This is a genomic window from Umezawaea sp. (assembly GCF_036375055.1).
Taxonomy (GTDB): Bacteria; Actinomycetota; Actinomycetes; order Mycobacteriales; family Pseudonocardiaceae; genus Umezawaea.
The window spans coordinates 1-15009 of the sequence record NZ_DASUSQ010000136.1 but is presented as its reverse complement, the minus strand read 5'-3'; the positions used below and the strand labels follow the sequence as shown (position 1 = coordinate 15009).

The 15009-nt window shown below is 71.7% G+C and carries 14 protein-coding genes; 6 read left to right on the top strand and 8 right to left on the bottom strand.

What is annotated here, in order from left to right; genetic code table 11:
• The first annotated feature begins 36 nt into the window (after positions 1-36).
• Together VFZ92_RS33915 and VFZ92_RS33910 are read left to right on the top strand one after the other, a co-directional pair.
• Complete coding sequence (locus VFZ92_RS33915) at positions 37-1290, top strand: magnesium transporter MgtE N-terminal domain-containing protein (protein WP_330880566.1); 1254 nt, start codon at positions 37-39, stop codon at positions 1288-1290.
• Positions 1283-1816 carry a DUF1003 domain-containing protein gene (locus VFZ92_RS33910; RefSeq protein ID WP_330880564.1) on the top strand — a complete coding sequence of 178 codons (534 nt, stop codon included), beginning with the start codon at positions 1283-1285 and terminating at the stop codon, positions 1814-1816. Before VFZ92_RS33915 ends, VFZ92_RS33910 begins: the two co-directional genes overlap by 8 nt.
• On the opposite strand, the gene VFZ92_RS33905 is transcribed toward VFZ92_RS33910, so the two are convergent.
• Positions 1811-2218 carry an NUDIX domain-containing protein gene (locus VFZ92_RS33905; RefSeq protein WP_330880562.1) on the bottom strand — a complete coding sequence of 136 codons (408 nt, stop codon included), beginning with the start codon at positions 2216-2218 and terminating at the stop codon, positions 1811-1813. The two genes, VFZ92_RS33910 and VFZ92_RS33905, sit on opposite strands and share 6 nt — an antisense overlap.
• Positions 2215-2676: a MarR family winged helix-turn-helix transcriptional regulator gene (locus tag VFZ92_RS33900; RefSeq protein WP_330880560.1), complete on the bottom strand. Its 462-nt coding sequence runs from the start codon at positions 2674-2676 to the stop codon at positions 2215-2217. The genes VFZ92_RS33905 and VFZ92_RS33900 overlap by 4 nt, the downstream gene beginning before the upstream one ends.
• A 172-nt stretch (positions 2677-2848) precedes the next feature.
• Between VFZ92_RS33900 and VFZ92_RS33895 the strand changes: the two genes are divergently transcribed.
• Positions 2849-3994 (top strand): Mrp/NBP35 family ATP-binding protein, encoded by a 1146-nt coding sequence (locus tag VFZ92_RS33895; RefSeq protein WP_330880558.1) that lies wholly within the window; start codon positions 2849-2851, stop codon positions 3992-3994.
• Between the two features lie 225 nt (positions 3995-4219).
• On the opposite strand, the gene tatB is transcribed toward VFZ92_RS33895, so the two are convergent.
• From tatB to sigE, 4 genes are all read right to left on the bottom strand, one after another.
• Entirely contained in the window at positions 4220-4594 is a 375-nt protein-coding gene (gene tatB / locus VFZ92_RS33890) for a Sec-independent protein translocase protein TatB (RefSeq protein ID WP_330880556.1), read from the bottom strand.
• A gap of 44 nt (positions 4595-4638) precedes the next feature.
• On the bottom strand, positions 4639-6174 hold the full coding sequence (locus tag VFZ92_RS33885; protein ID WP_330880554.1) for a S1C family serine protease: 1536 nt from the start codon (positions 6172-6174) through the stop codon (positions 4639-4641).
• Positions 6175-6260: 86 nt separating this feature from the next.
• On the bottom strand, positions 6261-6869 hold the full coding sequence (locus tag VFZ92_RS33880; RefSeq protein WP_414720090.1) for an anti-sigma factor family protein: 609 nt from the start codon (positions 6867-6869) through the stop codon (positions 6261-6263).
• A 20-nt stretch (positions 6870-6889) separates the two neighbouring features.
• A complete protein-coding gene (gene sigE / locus VFZ92_RS33875) occupies positions 6890-7495 on the bottom strand; it encodes an RNA polymerase sigma factor SigE (protein WP_330880550.1) in 606 nt (201 codons plus the stop codon).
• Positions 7496-7766: 271 nt separating this feature from the next.
• Between sigE and VFZ92_RS33870 the strand changes: the two genes are divergently transcribed.
• Positions 7767-8399 (top strand): O-methyltransferase, encoded by a 633-nt coding sequence (locus VFZ92_RS33870; protein WP_330880548.1) that lies wholly within the window; start codon positions 7767-7769, stop codon positions 8397-8399.
• Between the two features lie 130 nt (positions 8400-8529).
• On the opposite strand, the gene glgC is transcribed toward VFZ92_RS33870, so the two are convergent.
• On the bottom strand, positions 8530-9744 hold the full coding sequence (gene glgC, locus VFZ92_RS33865; protein WP_259625262.1) for a glucose-1-phosphate adenylyltransferase: 1215 nt from the start codon (positions 9742-9744) through the stop codon (positions 8530-8532).
• A 113-nt stretch (positions 9745-9857) separates the two neighbouring features.
• Between glgC and glgA the strand changes: the two genes are divergently transcribed.
• Positions 9858-11015 (top strand): glycogen synthase, encoded by a 1158-nt coding sequence (glgA, locus tag VFZ92_RS33860; RefSeq protein ID WP_330880543.1) that lies wholly within the window; start codon positions 9858-9860, stop codon positions 11013-11015.
• A gap of 1382 nt (positions 11016-12397) precedes the next feature.
• Here the strand turns inward: glgA and VFZ92_RS33855 are convergent.
• The gene (locus tag VFZ92_RS33855) at positions 12398-13687 is read right to left on the bottom strand and encodes an MFS transporter (RefSeq protein WP_330880541.1); all 1290 of its coding nucleotides are present in this window, start codon (positions 13685-13687) and stop codon (positions 12398-12400) included.
• Positions 13688-13743: 56 nt separating this feature from the next.
• Between VFZ92_RS33855 and VFZ92_RS33850 the strand changes: the two genes are divergently transcribed.
• Positions 13744-14631 carry a LysR family transcriptional regulator gene (locus tag VFZ92_RS33850; RefSeq protein WP_330880698.1) on the top strand — a complete coding sequence of 296 codons (888 nt, stop codon included), beginning with the start codon at positions 13744-13746 and terminating at the stop codon, positions 14629-14631.
• Positions 14632-15009 lie beyond the last annotated feature (378 nt).

Below are 15009 nucleotides of genomic sequence, written 5' to 3'. Positions count from 1 at the left end.
GCCGCGCTTTCCCCCCGCGACGGCTAACCTGGCGACGTGGTTGCCGTGAACAGGGTTTTCGCCGCTCAGCTCGCCGGTCTCCCGGTCTTCGGACCGGACGGCGAATCCATCGGCAAGGCCCGCGACATCGTCATCGGCCTGCGCATCGACCGGCAGCCTCCCCGAGTGCTCGGCATGGTCGTCGAACTGGCGACCCGCCAGCGGATCTTCGTCCCGATGCTGCGGGTGAACTCGATCGAGCCGAACGCCGTGACGCTGGCGACCGGGTCGGTGAGCCTGCGGCGGTTCCACCAGCGCGCGAACGAGGTCCTGGTGGTCGGGCAGCTCCTGGACGCGCGGGTCTCCCTGGACTCCGGCAGTCCGGCGGTGCTGGTCGACGCCGCGATGGAGCCGACGCGCACCAGGGACTGGCGGGTCGTCAAGGTCGCCGTGCGGGAGCGCACCGGGAGGCTGGCGCGGCGCGGTCCGCTCCAGGTCCTGCGGTGGGAGGAGATCAGCGGCGTCAGCGTGTCCGAGCTGGCCGGGCAGCCGCAGGGCGCGCAGCAGCTGCTGGCGGTCTTCGAGACCATGCGGGCGGTCGACGTGGCGACGACGATGCACGACCTGCCCGCCAAGCGGCGGTACGAGGTCGCGGACGCGATGGACGACGAGCGGCTCGCCGACGTCATCGAGGAACTGCCGGAGGAGGACCAGAAGGACCTCCTCGCCTACCTCGACGACGAGCGCGCCGCCGACATCCTGGAGACGATGGACCCGGACGACGCGGCCGACCTGCTGGCCGAGCTGTCGGAGTTCGACAAGGACCGGCTGCTCGGGCTGATGGAGCCGGAGGAGTCCGAGCCGGTGAAGCGGTTGCTGGAGTACAACTTCGACACCGCGGGCGGTCTGATGACGCCGGAGCCGGTGGTGCTGGCCCCGGACGCGACGGTCGCCGAAGCGCTGGCCCGCGTCCGCAACCCCGACCTGACGCCCGCGCTGGCGAGCATGGTGTTCGTCTGCCGCGCGCCGACCGCGACCCCGACCGGCCGCTACCTCGGCTGCGTGCACATCCAGCGGCTGCTGCGCGAACCGCCGTTCGACCTGGTGGCGGGCGTGCTCGACACCGACCTGGCCCGGCTGGGGCCGGACGCGTCGCTGGCCGAGGTCACCCGCTACTTCGCCGCGTACAACCTGGTCTGCGCACCCGTCGTCGACGAGACCGACCACCTGCTGGGCGCGGTCACCGTGGACGACGTGCTCGACCACCTGCTGCCGGACAACTGGCGCGAAACGGGGCTCTCCCATGCCTGAACTGCCACCGGGTCGCCGACTCGACCAGCCCAAGCGCACCGGCAGGTTCCGGTTCGCCATCGACCCCGAGGCGTTCGGCCGCGTCTCCGAGCGGCTCGCGCGCTTCCTCGGGACGGGCAAGTTCCTGTTCTGGCAGTCGCTCCTGGTGATCGCGTGGATCGCGCTGAACCTGTTCGCCGTGTCGCTGCGCTGGGACCCGTACCCCTTCATCCTGCTGAACCTGGCGTTCTCCACGCAGGCCGCCTACGCCGCCCCGCTGATCCTGCTGGCGCAGAACCGCCAGGACGACCGCGACCGCGTGTCGCTGGAGGAGGACCGGGCGAGGTCGGCCCAGACGAAGGCCGACACCGAGTTCCTGGCGCGGGAGCTGGCCGCGGTCCGGCTGGCGCTCGGCGAGGTCGCGACCCGCGACTTCCTGCGCGGCGAGCTGGACCGGGTGTTCCGGGAGAACGCCAAGCAGCGCCGCAAGAACCCGTCACCGGAGGTGCTCAGGGACGACCCGCGCTGGAACGACGTCCCGTCATGACACCAGGTCGGCGGACACCAGGTCGGCCAGCAGCCGCACGATCGCGGGTGCCGTCTCGGGGTGCGCGGCGTACTCGGCGGCCGTGACGAGCCGCAGTTCGGCGATCTCCCCGCTCGGCACCGGCCGCCCGTCCAGCTCGCCGGTGTAGCAGGCCATGTCGACCAGCGTGTCCGGTCCTTCGCCGTACGCGGGCTCCAGGTACCGCCGGTGCGGGGCCACGTCGACCAGCCCCACGCCCAGTTCCTCCCGCACCTCCCGGTGCAGCGCCTGCTCGGGCGTCTCCCCCGGTTCGAGCTTCCCGCCGGGCAGGTAGAACGCCCCCTTGGTGCGCGACCGCACCACCAGCAACCGCCCGTCCCGCACGTGCACCAGCCCGACCACCGAGATGACCGGCGCGGTCACGCGTTCTCGTCCGCGAGCCTGCGGCACGTCACGCCGAACGCCTCCAGCTCGACCTCGGAGAACCCCCCGGCGAAGTGCCGGGCGACCCCGGCGAGGTGCGTGCCGGACGCGACCCGGAGCCGCTCCTCGCCCGCCGGTGTCAACACGGCGACGATGCCCCGCCCGTCGCCGTCGGCCCGTTCCCGCCCCACCAGACCGGCCCGCTCCAGTCGGTCCACGAGCCGCGTCACCCCCGAGCGGGACAGCAGGACGGCGTCGGCCAACTCGGTCATGCGCAGCCGGTGGTGCGGCGCTTCGGCCAGTTGGACCAGCACGTCGTAGGCGGCGAGCGATAAGCGCTGCTCAGCGATCAGCTCGGCCTCGAGGGTCCGAGTGATGCGGGCATGCGCGCGGAGGAACGATTGCCACACCACGAGCTCGACGTGGTTGGGCAACCGGGCACTACCCGATTCCGGCACGGAGCCGGATGTTACGGAAAGCACTGGACCACCTCACCGCTGCCCCCGCACTGGTAGGTGACCGACCGGTAGCTTGGAGGCATCCCCCGTCGCCGTAGCATGGCTGTCCAGACGTCGGCAGACGTTTCCCGGCAAGACCATCACCAGTCCACGAAGGTCGGTGCTCGATCCCGTGACCACCACGCCCACCACCCCCACCGCCGATGAGGTCCGAAAGGCGCTGTCCGGAGTCCAGGACCCCGAGATCAGGCGCCCCATCACCGAACTCGGGATGGTCAAGGACGTCACCGTGTCACCGGATGGCGCGGTCGCCGTGGGCGTCTACCTGACCGTCGCGGGCTGCCCGATGCGCGACAAGATCACCAAGGACGTCACCGCCGCGGTGACCGCCCTCCCCGGCGTCACCGACGTGGCGGTCGAACTGGACGTCATGAGCGACCAGCAGCGCACCGACCTGCGGAAGAACCTGCGCGGCGGCACCGAGGAACCGGTGATCCCCTTCGCCCAGCCGGGCTCGCTCACCAGGGTCTACTGCGTGGCGTCCGGCAAGGGCGGCGTCGGCAAGTCCAGCGTCACGGTGAACCTCGCCGTGGCCATGGCCGCCCGAGGCCTCTCGGTGGGCGTGGTCGACGCCGACATCTACGGCCACTCGATCCCCCGCATGCTCGGCACCGACGCCAGGCCAACGCAGGTAGAAAAAATGATCATGCCGCCCCAGTCCCACGGGGTGAAGCTGATCAGCATCGGCATGTTCACCCCCGGAAACGCCCCGGTGGTCTGGCGCGGCCCCATGCTCCACCGCGCACTCCAGCAGTTCCTCGCGGACGTCTTCTGGGGCGACCTGGACGTCCTGCTCCTCGACCTCCCGCCGGGCACCGGCGACGTGGCGATCTCCGTGGCCCAGCTGGTCCCCAACGGCGAGATCCTCGTGGTGACGACACCCCAGCAGGCGGCGGCGGAGGTCGCGGAACGAGCGGGCTCGATCGCACTGCAAACCCGCCAACGAATCGCGGGCGTGGTGGAGAACATGTCGTGGCTCGAAATGCCGGACGGCTCGAAGATGGACGTCTTCGGCTCAGGCGGCGGCCAAGCGGTAGCAGACTCCCTCACCAAGGCGGTGGGTTCGGAAGTGCCCCTGCTGGGCCAGGTCCCCCTGGACCCCCGCCTGCGCGAACAGGGCGACGAAGGCACCCCCATCGTCCTGGCGCACCCGGACTCGGCAGCAGCAAAAGTACTGGCAGAGGTGGCGAAGAAGCTCTCAGTACGGTCACGTGGACTGGCGGGCAGGCTGTTGAACGTCACCCCAGCAGGCCGATAGCCAGCCCGGCAACGAACACCCTCAGTACCCACGACGAACGAGAGCCACGGCCTTCCCGACAGCAGTGGCCGATTTTGCTCGGGGGATTCGCCCCTTGCCCCGGTGGATCGGGCAGGTGGTCACCACCTGCCCTCAGCCGATCACAGGGGCGAATCCAGGGCCCCCCGAGTCAAATCGGCCACCACGCCGGGACCGGCAGCTACCCGATCCCGCGAAAACGCCACCTCACGTGGCGTCAGGATCGTAAGGAGCCCGCTCCCCTGGGTTCAACGGCCTCTCCACGGGAGCGGGCGAAGCAACCGGATACCCGTTCGGCTTGCTCGACTCGGCCGGAGCATCGTCGAAGAGGTGCTTCGTCACAGCCTTCTTCGGGTCGAAGCTGCGCAGCTCCCGCAAATCCTCCAACGGCTTGCGCAACTGCTCGAACTCCGGCCCCATCTCCTGCTTCAGCTGCTCCCGAGCACCGGTGGCGTAGTCCCGCACCTGCCGGATCGTCCGCCCCACCCAGCCCGCGGCCTCGGGCAGCCGCTCAGGCCCGAGGATGAACAGCCCAGCGACGATGATGATGAGGATTTCCACCCACCCGATGCTGTCGAACACGTCGGCGCCTCCACCGTTAGCCCTGAAGCCAGACTAGCCGCAGCTCAGTCCGACTTGAGCGTGACCTGCAGCGTCAATTCGCGCCCCTGCCGGGCCAGCACGACGGGCACCGTCTCCCCGATCTCGTGCTCCCGCACGGCCACCGTCAGCTCGGCCGCGTTGCGCACCATCCGGTCACCGACGCGGGTGATCACGTCGCCCTCGACGATCCCGGCGGCGGCGGCGGCCCCACCAGCGGGCACGTTCTGCACCTGAGCGCCCTCGGCGGTCTCGGCGGACGCGGACCGCGCGTTCACGTTCATGTCCGCGTGCTTGACCTCGCCGGTCTGGATGAGCGCCTCGGAGATCTTGCGCGCGTAGTTGCCGGAGATGGCGAACCCGAGCCCCACGGAGTTGCCGGTCTGGGTCTGGATGGAGGAGTTGATCCCCACCAGCGCGCCCGACGAGTCGACCAGCGCGCCGCCCGAGTTGCCGGGGTTGATGGCCGCGTCGGTCTGGATCGCGTCGTAGGTGACCTGCGGTCCGCCGTTCTCCCCCGCGGCCGTCACGGGTCGGTTCAACGCGCTGACGATCCCCTGCGTCACGGTGTTCGACAGCGACAGCGGCGATCCGATCGCGATGACCGAGTCGCCGACCTCCAGGTCGTCGGAGTTGCCGAACTGGATCACCGTCGGGTTGGTCACCTCGACCTTGATGACGGCGAGGTCGGTCTTCGAGTCGCGCCCCACGATCCGGGCGACGGCCCTCTTGCCGTCGGTGAAGACGACCGTCAGCTTCGCCGACGCGTCCTGCACGGCGGGGGCGACGACGTGGTCGTTGGTCAGGATGTAGCCCTCGCCGTCGATCACGACGCCGGAGCCGACGCCCGCGACGTTGGACCCCTTGAACTCGATCGACACCACACCGGGCGTGGTCCGGTTCGCGATGTCCGAGACCGACCCGACCGGCCGCTCCTTGGCGGGCTTCACCTCGGCCAGCGTCACGCCGCCGTCCGTCAGCGGGTTCCCGGCCCTGCCGAAGAACCAGCCGACGAGTCCGCCGGCGGTGCCGACCAGGAGGGCGGCCACCAGCAGCAGGACGAGGCCGACGGGCTTGACCCGCCTGCCGAACAGCAGTTCCGGAACGCTCAGCTGAGGACCGGGTGCGGCTTTCGCGGACGAGGGGCCGGAGGACTTCTCGCCCACGGCGGGCGGTCCGATCACGGCACCGGAACCCGGATCGCGCCACGGGTCGCCGGCGGGTTTGCCGTCCCAGAAGACGGGGTCGATGTCCGGGTCGACCGCGTGGTCGGCACCGGGGGGCCGCTGGAGCTTGAGGTCGTCGCCGCCGACGGGCCTGCCGAACGCCGTGGACAGCGCCTCGGGCGGGGGCGGGGCCATGGGCACCTGGCCGTTGAGCGGCGGGCGCCGCGCGTCGAACGCGGTGTCGACGCCCTGGGGGCGACCGAACGCGGCCGTGAGCGACGGATCGACGGCGGGGCGGTCCAGGGGACGCGGCGCGAGCCTGCGGTGTTCCCCGTCGTCGACCCCCGACACCGGGGTCGCGGGCGTCCGACCGTTGCCCTGCTCTGGCTGGCTCATCGCTCCCCGAATGGTTCCGCCTGGACTGGCTCACGCTGTGGGGGCAAGCCTGCCTGGTGCCCGGTGAAGTCCGCGTACGCGGGTCCTCAACGCCCGTTGGCGACGGATCGGAGCAGGTCAAGGCGGGCGTTCTCGTCGTGCTGGAGCGGCCCCACGGCGGGCGCGGGCCGCACCGCGACGGTGGGTGTCCCCGGATCGAGGGAGGGCGTCGGCCGGGCCTCGGGTGAGGTCTCCCCGACCGGCGCGACCAGCACCAGCGCTCCGAGCACCAGACCGGACACCACGGCACCCGCGCTGTTGCGCGCGCGCCGGGCGCCGAAGCGCCCCAGCACCGAGGAGCCGGTGCCGAGCGGCCTCGACTCGCCGAGCACGGGACCGGTGCCGAAACCGGCGGGCACGCGGTCGGGGCGGAGCACCGTCACGAGCTGCCCGTCCTCCGTGACGGCGAGGCCGTCCGGGGCGCTGGGCAGGTCGACCTCCTGCGGGATGGCCCGCAGCCGGTCGAGGAACCCCGATGCGCAGTTGGGCATCCCGGCGGCGCGGACCGCGAGGCGGACCTGCTGCTGGTAGGCGGCTTCAGCCGAGCAGAGCGGACACCGGGCCAGGTGCGCGGTGGCCCGGCCGTGCGCCGTGGACGACAGCTCGCCGTCGACGAAGGCCACCACCACGTCGGGCAGCAGGTGTTGCTCCGACAATCCCCAACCTCGCAGGTCGGTCATGCAGAGTCCTCCAGCACTTGCTCCCGACGGCGTTCCAACGCGGACCGCAGGGCCTGGCGGCCCCGGTGGATCCGACTCCTCACGGTACCCAGTTTCACCCCGAGGGTGGCACCGATCTCCTCGTACGACAGGCCTTCGACGTCGCACAGGACCACGGCGGCGCGGAACTCCGGCGGCAGCTCGTCGAGAGCGGCCTGGAGGTCGGGGTCGAGGTGGGTGTCGGAGTAGACCTGCTCGGGGCTCGGGTCGTCGCCCGCGAGCCGGTCGGTGTCCTCGGGCAGCCCCTCCATGCGCAGCCGCGAGCGGCGGCGCGCCATGTCGAGGAAGAGGTTGGTGGTGATGCGGTGCAGCCAACCCTCGAACGTGCCCGGCTTGTAGGAGGCGAGCGAGCGGAACACCCGGATGAACGTCTCCTGGGTGAGGTCCTCGGCGTCGTGCTGGTTACCGGTCAACCGGTAGGCCAGCCGGTACACCCGGTCGGCGTGCTCACGGACGACCTCGTCCCATGAGGGCGGCGTCCAGTCCGCCGACTCGATGGTGGCGACGGTCGGCGTGGGGGCGGCGGGGGACAACGCCACCGGCGAAGTCGGCTGCGTGCGCATCGGGCGGTGAAGCACCTCCAGTGGGCTGGCTAGCCCTGTGCACAGGTCAACGTAGGTTCGGTTCCCAGTGTTCCCGTGTTCTGATCTGACACCAGCGTGCCGGTCTTGCTTATAACCATCGTGAGAGTCCCCTGAGAGCACGCTGAGAATCGGGATGTACCCATCCGGGTTCCGGATGACACCCTGGCGGGTGGATCCCGGCGCGCAACGGCGGCGCACTTCACGGCGGGTTCACCCGATTTCACCCCTTGCGGCGCTAACCTCCTGCCTTGTGACACCGGATTCGCCGCTTCGGGACTACGTGGAGCACTTCCTCCCCGAGGACGACGTGCTGACGGCCGCCCGGAGCAGGGGTGTCGAACTGGGCTGCGTGCCGATCGGCAGCGGCGGCGGGGCGGCCCTGCGGTTCCTGGCCGCCGCGCTCCAGGCCAAGGCGGTCGTCGAGGTCGGCACGGGCGCGGGGGTGAGCGGCCTCTACCTGCTCGGCGGGATGCCCGTGGCGGGCGTCCTGACGTCGATCGACGTCGACCCGGAGCACCAGCGGGCGGCCCGCAAGGCGTTCACCGAGGCGAAGGTCCAGGTCAGCCGCACGCGGCTGATCATGGGTCACGCGCTGGACGTGCTGCCGCGGCTGACCGACGGCGCCTACGACCTGGTGTTCGTCGACGGCGCGAAGGCCGAGTACCCGCGCTACCTGGACGAGGGCGTCCGCCTGCTCCGGCCGGGCGGCGTGATCGCGTTCGACAACGTCCTGTGGGACGGCCGCGTCGTGGACCCGAGCAACCGGGACCAGGACACGACGGCCATGCGCGAGGTGGCGCGCTCGGTCCGGGAGGACGACAGGCTCGTCCCCGTGCTCCTGCCCCTGGGCGACGGTCTGCTGGTCGCCGCCAAGAAGCGGTGACACCGGCCGTCCGGAGTCGGCGGTTCGGCCCCCCGACCTCCTCGACGCCGGGGGCTTCGCCGCCGACGCCGAGGAGGTGGTGACCGACCTGCCGACGCGCCCTCGCGGGTGGATCGGCGGGGGGTGGGCCCTACTCGGCCCTCACGTTCTTGCCCAGGACCGTCACGCCCCCGGCGCTGATCGTGTAGCGCTGGCGGTCCATCGCCTGGTCGACGCCGATGAGGGCCCCGTCCGGGACGACGACGTTCTTGTCCAGGATGGCCCTCCTGACCACCGCGCCCTTGCCGATCCGCACGCCCGGCAGCAGCACGCTCCCCTGCACGACGGACCCGACCTCGACGACCACGTCCGAGCTGATCACCGACCCGTGGATCGTCCCGGAGATGATCGAGCCGGGCCCGACCATGGAGTCCTCGGCGCTCCCCCCCGCGATGAACTTGGCGGGCGGCAGCGGCGGGGTGGCGGTGCGGATGGGCCACGCCTGGTTGTAGAGGTTGAACACCGGGCGGACGGAGACCAGGTCCATGTGCGCCTCGTAGTAGGCGTCGATGGTCCCCACGTCGCGCCAGTAGCCGCGGTCGCGCTCGCTCTCGCCCGGCACGACGTTGTCCGCGAAGTCGTAGACGTGCGCCTTCCCCGCGTCGACCAGCATGGGGATGATGTCGCCGCCCATGTCGTGGTCGGAGTCCGGGTTGGCGGCGTCGGACCGCAGCGCGTCGAGCAGCGCCTCGGTCGTGAAGATGTAGTTGCCCATCGACGCGAACGTGACCTCGGGGTCGTCCGGCACGTGCGGCGGGTCGGACGGCTTCTCCAGGAACTGGGTGATCAGCCCGGTGGAGTCCGAGTCGATGCAGCCGAACGCCTTCGCCTCGGCCCTCGGCACGCGCATCCCCGCGACGGTGACGCCCGCGCCGCTGTCGACGTGCTGCTCCAGCATCTGGCCGGGGTCCATGCGGTACACGTTGTCCGCGCCGAAGACCGCGATGTGGTCCGGCTTCTCGTCCTGGACGAGGTTGAGGCTCTGGAAAATCGCGTCAGCGCTGCCGGTGTACCAGCGCGGGCCGAGCCGCTGCTGGGCCGGGACCGGCGTCACGTACTGGCCCAGGACGTTCGAGAGCCGCCACGTCGTGGAGATGTGCTTGTCGAGCGAGTGCGACTTGTACTGCGTCAACACGCAGAGCTTGACCATTCCCGCGTTGACGAGGTTGGACAGCACGAAGTCGACCAAGCGGTAGTTGCCCGCGAACGGCACCGCGGGTTTGGCCCGGTCGGCTGTCAGCGGCCAGAGCCGCTTCCCTTCCCCGCCTGCCAGGACAATTCCGAGTACGTGCGGCTGCCCTTTCACGCCCTGACCCTAACGGTGCGGAAGCGGGGCCACCAACGGTGCGGCGCGGCGGATCTCACGTTTTCCGGGTCCGTTCACCCGGCTGCCCCACTTCCGGGGTTACGGTGAGGCCCGTGCGAGTAGGACTGCTGACACGGGAGTACCCCCCGGAGGTGTACGGCGGAGCCGGAGTCCACGTCGGATTCCTGGTTCCCCGCCTCCGCGAGCTGATCGACGTCGACGTGCACTGCTTCGGCGGTCCACGGCCCGACGCCCACGCCCACGAGGCCGCGAAGGGGTTGGACAGCGCGAACGCGGCGCTGCGGACCCTGTCGGTCGACCTGGAGATGGCCGCGGCGGTGGCGGGGGCCGAACTGGTGCACTCGCACACCTGGTACGCGAACATGGCCGGTCACCTGGCGAAGCTGCTGCACGGCGTGCCGCACGTCGTGACGGCGCACTCGCTGGAGCCGCGCAGGCCGTGGAAGGCCGAGCAGCTCGGCGGCGGCTACCGGGTCTCGTCCTGGGTGGAGAAGACCGCGTACGAGGCGGCGGACGCGATCATCGCGGTCAGCGAGGGGATGCGGCTGGACGTGCTCGCCTGCTACCCGGACCTCGACCCGGCCCGCGTGCACGTCGTGCGCAACGGCATCGACACCGAGGCCTACCACCCGGTGACCGAGACGGACGCGCTCGAACGCCACGGGATCGACCCGGACCGGCCGATCGTCGCGTTCGTGGGCAGGATCACCCGGCAGAAGGGCGTCGGCCACCTGGTCGCGGCGGCCCACCACATCGCGCCGGAGGCCCAGGTCGTGCTGTGCGCGGGCGCGCCGGACACCCCGGAGATCGCCGAGGAGACCCGGCTCGCGGTCGCCGAGCTGGCCGCGGTGCGCTCGGGCGTGTTCTGGATCCAGCAGATGCTCCAGCCCGCCGAGGTGCGGCAGATCCTCAGCCACGCGGCGGTGTTCGTGTGCCCGTCGGTGTACGAGCCGCTCGGGATCGTGAACCTGGAGGCCATGGCGTGCGGCACGGCGGTCGTCGCGTCGGACGTCGGCGGCATCCCGGAGGTCGTCGACCACGGCAGGACCGGCCTGCTGGTGCACTACGACGAGGCGGACACGTCGAAGTACCGGGCCGAGCTGGCGGACGCGATCAACGAGGTGCTGGCGGATCCTGCGAGGGCCGCGGCGTTCGGCGCGGCGGGCAGGCAGCGGGCGGTCGACGAGTTCTCGTGGTCGACCGTGGCCGAGCAGACGGTAGAGGTCTACCGAGAGGCTCTTCACATTTAGACCTCTCACCAGCGAGTTTTAAAACGTGAGCTGAGTCACACTCGTCCGAGTGCAACCGCGACGTCCAGTAACCGCCTTTAAACCGGTAGTAGGACTTTCACCCATCTACCGGGGGTACCCGCTGTGCGTTTCGGACGCGTCTCGTTGGGCTTGGTCGCCGTGGCCCTCGCTGCGGCGGGCTGCGCGACCCCTCCAGCCCGGAGCGCGCCCGAGCCGGAGAAGCTCACCATCGGCGGCAAGGCGGTGCTGGACGGTGAGCTGCTCCAGTCGCAGGCCGAGGCCGAGCTGACGTTCACCCTCAACTTCGGCTACGTGTCCCGCACCGGCAGCAAGCCGGTCGACTGCTGGTTCGCCCGCACCAACGCCGACACCGAGGTCGACACCAGGCTGTGGTGCGGCCCGGTGCAGGTGCCGGGCACCGCGGCGTCGGCGGACTGGGTGCCCGTCCCGCTCAAGGAGACCGGGCAGGAGTCCGACGGCGCTCGGTTCGAGGTGCAGCCGCCGCAGATCCCCGAGCAGGGCACGCGCAGTTCCCCGGTCGGTTCGCTGGTGCGCTCGGACGGCACCGAGACCGACCCGAACAAGGAGGAGACGACCAGCACCGAGGCGGGTCCGGACTTCCTGGCCGTGCTGCCGGACGACCACGAGAAGTCCAACGAGGACCTCGGGCTCTCCGACGCGAACGACCTGAAGGTGCGCGACGACCTCCTCAGCGCGACCGCGACCGGCTGGGGCTCGCCGGAGAGCTTCCCGGAGGGCAAGACCGTCCTCAAGCCCGGTCCCGGTCTCCAGCTGCGGGTGCTGCGGCTCAAGGTCGAGCGCCTGCTCTCGACCGACCCGGCGTTCGACCAGCTCCCGTGGCAGGGCTACACGCCGCAGCCGTCGGAGCTGGCGCTGGAGCTGCCCGGCAGGCGGCAGCAGCTGCCCGCCGACCGGCTGCCGGAGAACGACACGGTGTTCGTCGTCTACACCGTCGCGACCGGCACGCAGGGCGGCGAGGTGCTCGCGCTCAACACCATCGGCACGAAGTCGCTGGAGCAGCGGGTGGAGATGCCGTCGGGCCGGGCGACGACCGAGATCCCCGCCGTGCTGCGCCGGAACGCCCAGCCGGGGAAGTCCGTCGACGGCAAGCAGAGGATCGAGGTCGGCGGCAAGGCGGGCGAGCTGAAGGTGCTCGGCGTGCGGCTCGGCCGCCAGCGCCCGGTGAAGGTCAACGGCGACTACCAGGTGGCCACCGCGTCCGCGCCGGACAAGGCGCTGCTGGAGCTGCGGATCAGCGCCAGGGGCGACGGCTTCCCGGACACCGTCGGCGGTGACCTGACGAAGGGCATGTTCACGGTCCGGCTGCCGGACGGCTCCGAGGCGCCGCAGGTCGGCATCCGCTACGACGGCGGCGTCTTCCCGGTCGCCCTGGTCGTCGAGGTGCCCGCGCAGCTCAAGTCCGCGACCCTCGAGCTGACCGAGGGCGACGTGGCGCTGCCGATCGCGGGCTCGACGTCGATCCGGCCGCTCGACGGACCCGTGACCGTGCCGCTGGACTTCTGAGCGACCAGCACGGCCACGCCCGCCAGGGCCAGCCAGCCCACGACGGCGGCCACCAGCGCACCCCAGCCCCACGCGCCGAACACGGCGCTGCCCGCCGTGCCGCCCGCGCTGCTGCCGACGTAGAACGCGAACAGGTACACACCGGAGGCCTGCCCCTTCGCGTTCGACGGCGCCCGCGCGCCGACCCAGCCGCTGGCGACCGAGTGCGCGGCGAAGAAGCCGCCGGTGAACAGGGCCAGGCCCGCGGCGACGAAGACCAGCGAGTCCGGCAGCGTGAGCAGGGCTCCGCCCGCCGCCACGCCCAGCGCGGCCAGCGCGACCCGTGCCCGGCCCAGCCGGTCGGCCAGGCGGCCTGCGACGGCGGAGCAGACGCCGCCCGCGGCGTAGGCGAGGAAGACGAGGGCCGCGAAGCGCGCGGGGAGTTCCAGCGGCGGAGCGGCCAGGCGGAAGCCGATCACGTTGAAGAGGGAGATGAACGCGCCCACGGCGAGCGCCGCGATGGCGTACTGGCAGAGGAGGACCCGGTCGCCCAGCGCCGTCCGGAGGCCGCGCGGGACCCTGGTGGGCTTGCGGCTGTCCGGCGGGAGGGTGGCGGCGACGACCGCGGCGCAGACCACGCCCAAGCCGGCCACGGCGGCCAGCGCACCGCGCCAGTCCAGCCAGTCGACGCCGATCCCGGCGACCAGCCTGCCGATCATGCCGCCCGCGCTGTTGCCCGCGATGAGGGCGCCGATGGCCGCTCCCACCCCGGCCGGACCCACCTCGTCGGCCAGGTACGCCATCGCCACCGCGGGCACCCCCGCCACGGCGACCCCCTGGAGGACCCGCAGGGCGATCAGCGCGGAGAAGGTCGGGGCGAACGGCAGGAGCAGGGCCATCAGGGCAGCCGCGGCCACGGCGGCCACGATGACCCGCCTGCGGCCGACGCGCTCGGAGAGCATCGCGATCGGGACCACGACGAGGGCGAGCGCGCCCGTTGCCGCGCTGATGGCCAGCGAGGCGCCGCCGGGGGTCAGGTGGAACTCGGCCGCCAGCTGCGGGAGCACCGGTTGGGGGGCGTAGAGGAGTGCGAACGAGCCCAGTCCCGCTGCGGTCGCGGCGAGCGTGATTCGCCTTCTGCGTGTCACGTCTTCGACGCTAACCCATGCGTCCAATACGGAATTCTGCCAAAATCCATACGGTGATGGATGAGATGTCGCTGGCTCCCCGGTTGGCCGTGCTGCGCGCCCTCGCCCACGAGGAGCACGTGACCCGCGTGGCCGAGGTCGTGGGACTGCCGCAGCCGACCGTCAGCCGGTGGCTGGCGGCGATCGGGGACGAGCTGGGTGCGCCGATCGTGGAGCGGGCCGGGCGCGGGGTGCGGCTGACGCGCGCCGGACGGCTGCTGGCCGAGGCCGCCGAGCGGTCCATGGCCGTGCTGGAGGCCGGGTGGCGGTCGGCCGCCGAGGAGGTCGACCCCGAGCGCGGGCAGGTGGTGCTGGGGTTCCTGCACATGCTGGGGCGGTCGCTGGTGCCGGAACTCGTCCGCGGGTTCCGGACCGCCCACCCGCACGTGCGGTTCCGGCTGGTGCAGAACTCGCGGCAGGTGGTGCTCGACGCACTGGCCCGCGGCGACATCGACCTCGCACTGGTGGCGCCGCCACCGGTGGCGCCGGAGTTCGAGGCCGTGCTGCTGCACGAGCAGGAGCTGGTGCTGGTCGTGCCCGCCGGGCACCGGCTGGCCGGGCGGGCGGGGGTGCGGCTGGCCGAACTGGCCGACGAGGACTTCGTGGTGCTGGAGCACGGGTACGGGCTGCGGCAGATCACGGACGACCTCTGCGCGGAGGCCGGGTTCGTGCCCAGGGTGACGTTCGAGGGGCAGGAGATGGAGACGGTGCGCGGGTTGGTCGGGGCGGGGCTGGGGGTGGCGCTGCTGACGCGGGCGGAGGTGGTGGCCGCTCCGGACGTGGTGGAGCTGCCGATCACGCCTCGGGCTACTCGGACGTTCGCGCTGGCCTGGCGGGCCGGGATTCCGCTGCCGCCCGCCGTGGTGGCCTTTCGGGGACATGCGGAGGAGCGGATCCCTCGGTGATGGAGGGCAGGTGCTGCGGCTCCGGCTGCGGCTCCGGCTCCGGCTCCGGCTGTGGGCGTGGGCGTGGGCGTGGGCGATCCTCCCCCCGCTCGCGTGATTGTCTTCATGGCCGTACGCACCGTGTCAAGGCTGGAAAGATGCCTTGACACGGCACGGCCGGCCGTGAGGGCGCTTCGGATCGGGGGCAGGGAGAGGGCTGGGCTTGGCCCGAGTCGGTTGGCCCTGCTCGGGACACCGGTCGGTTGGCCCCGCTCGGGACGCCGGTCGGTTGGGCGGTCGGCGGGGGTTGTTGGCGCCGTGTGGTGAGGTGCTGCGGCTTTCCGGCAGCGCAGAACGCCGCCTGCCCGTCGGAGAGGGCGGCGGCGTTCTGGGTGTCCG

What these genes read in the sequence shown, in the direction of transcription:
- VFZ92_RS33885 (WP_330880554.1), bottom strand. Translation starts at nt 6,174, where the DNA reads ATGAGCCAGCCAGAGCAGGGCAACGGTCGGACGCCCGCGACCCCGGTG.
- VFZ92_RS33850 (WP_330880698.1), top strand. Translation starts at nt 13,744, where the DNA reads ATGGATGAGATGTCGCTGGCTCCCCGGTTGGCCGTGCTGCGCGCCCTC.
- sigE (WP_330880550.1), bottom strand. Translation starts at nt 7,495, where the DNA reads ATGCGCACGCAGCCGACTTCGCCGGTGGCGTTGTCCCCCGCCGCCCCC.
- VFZ92_RS33910 (WP_330880564.1), top strand. Translation starts at nt 1,283, where the DNA reads ATGCCTGAACTGCCACCGGGTCGCCGACTCGACCAGCCCAAGCGCACC.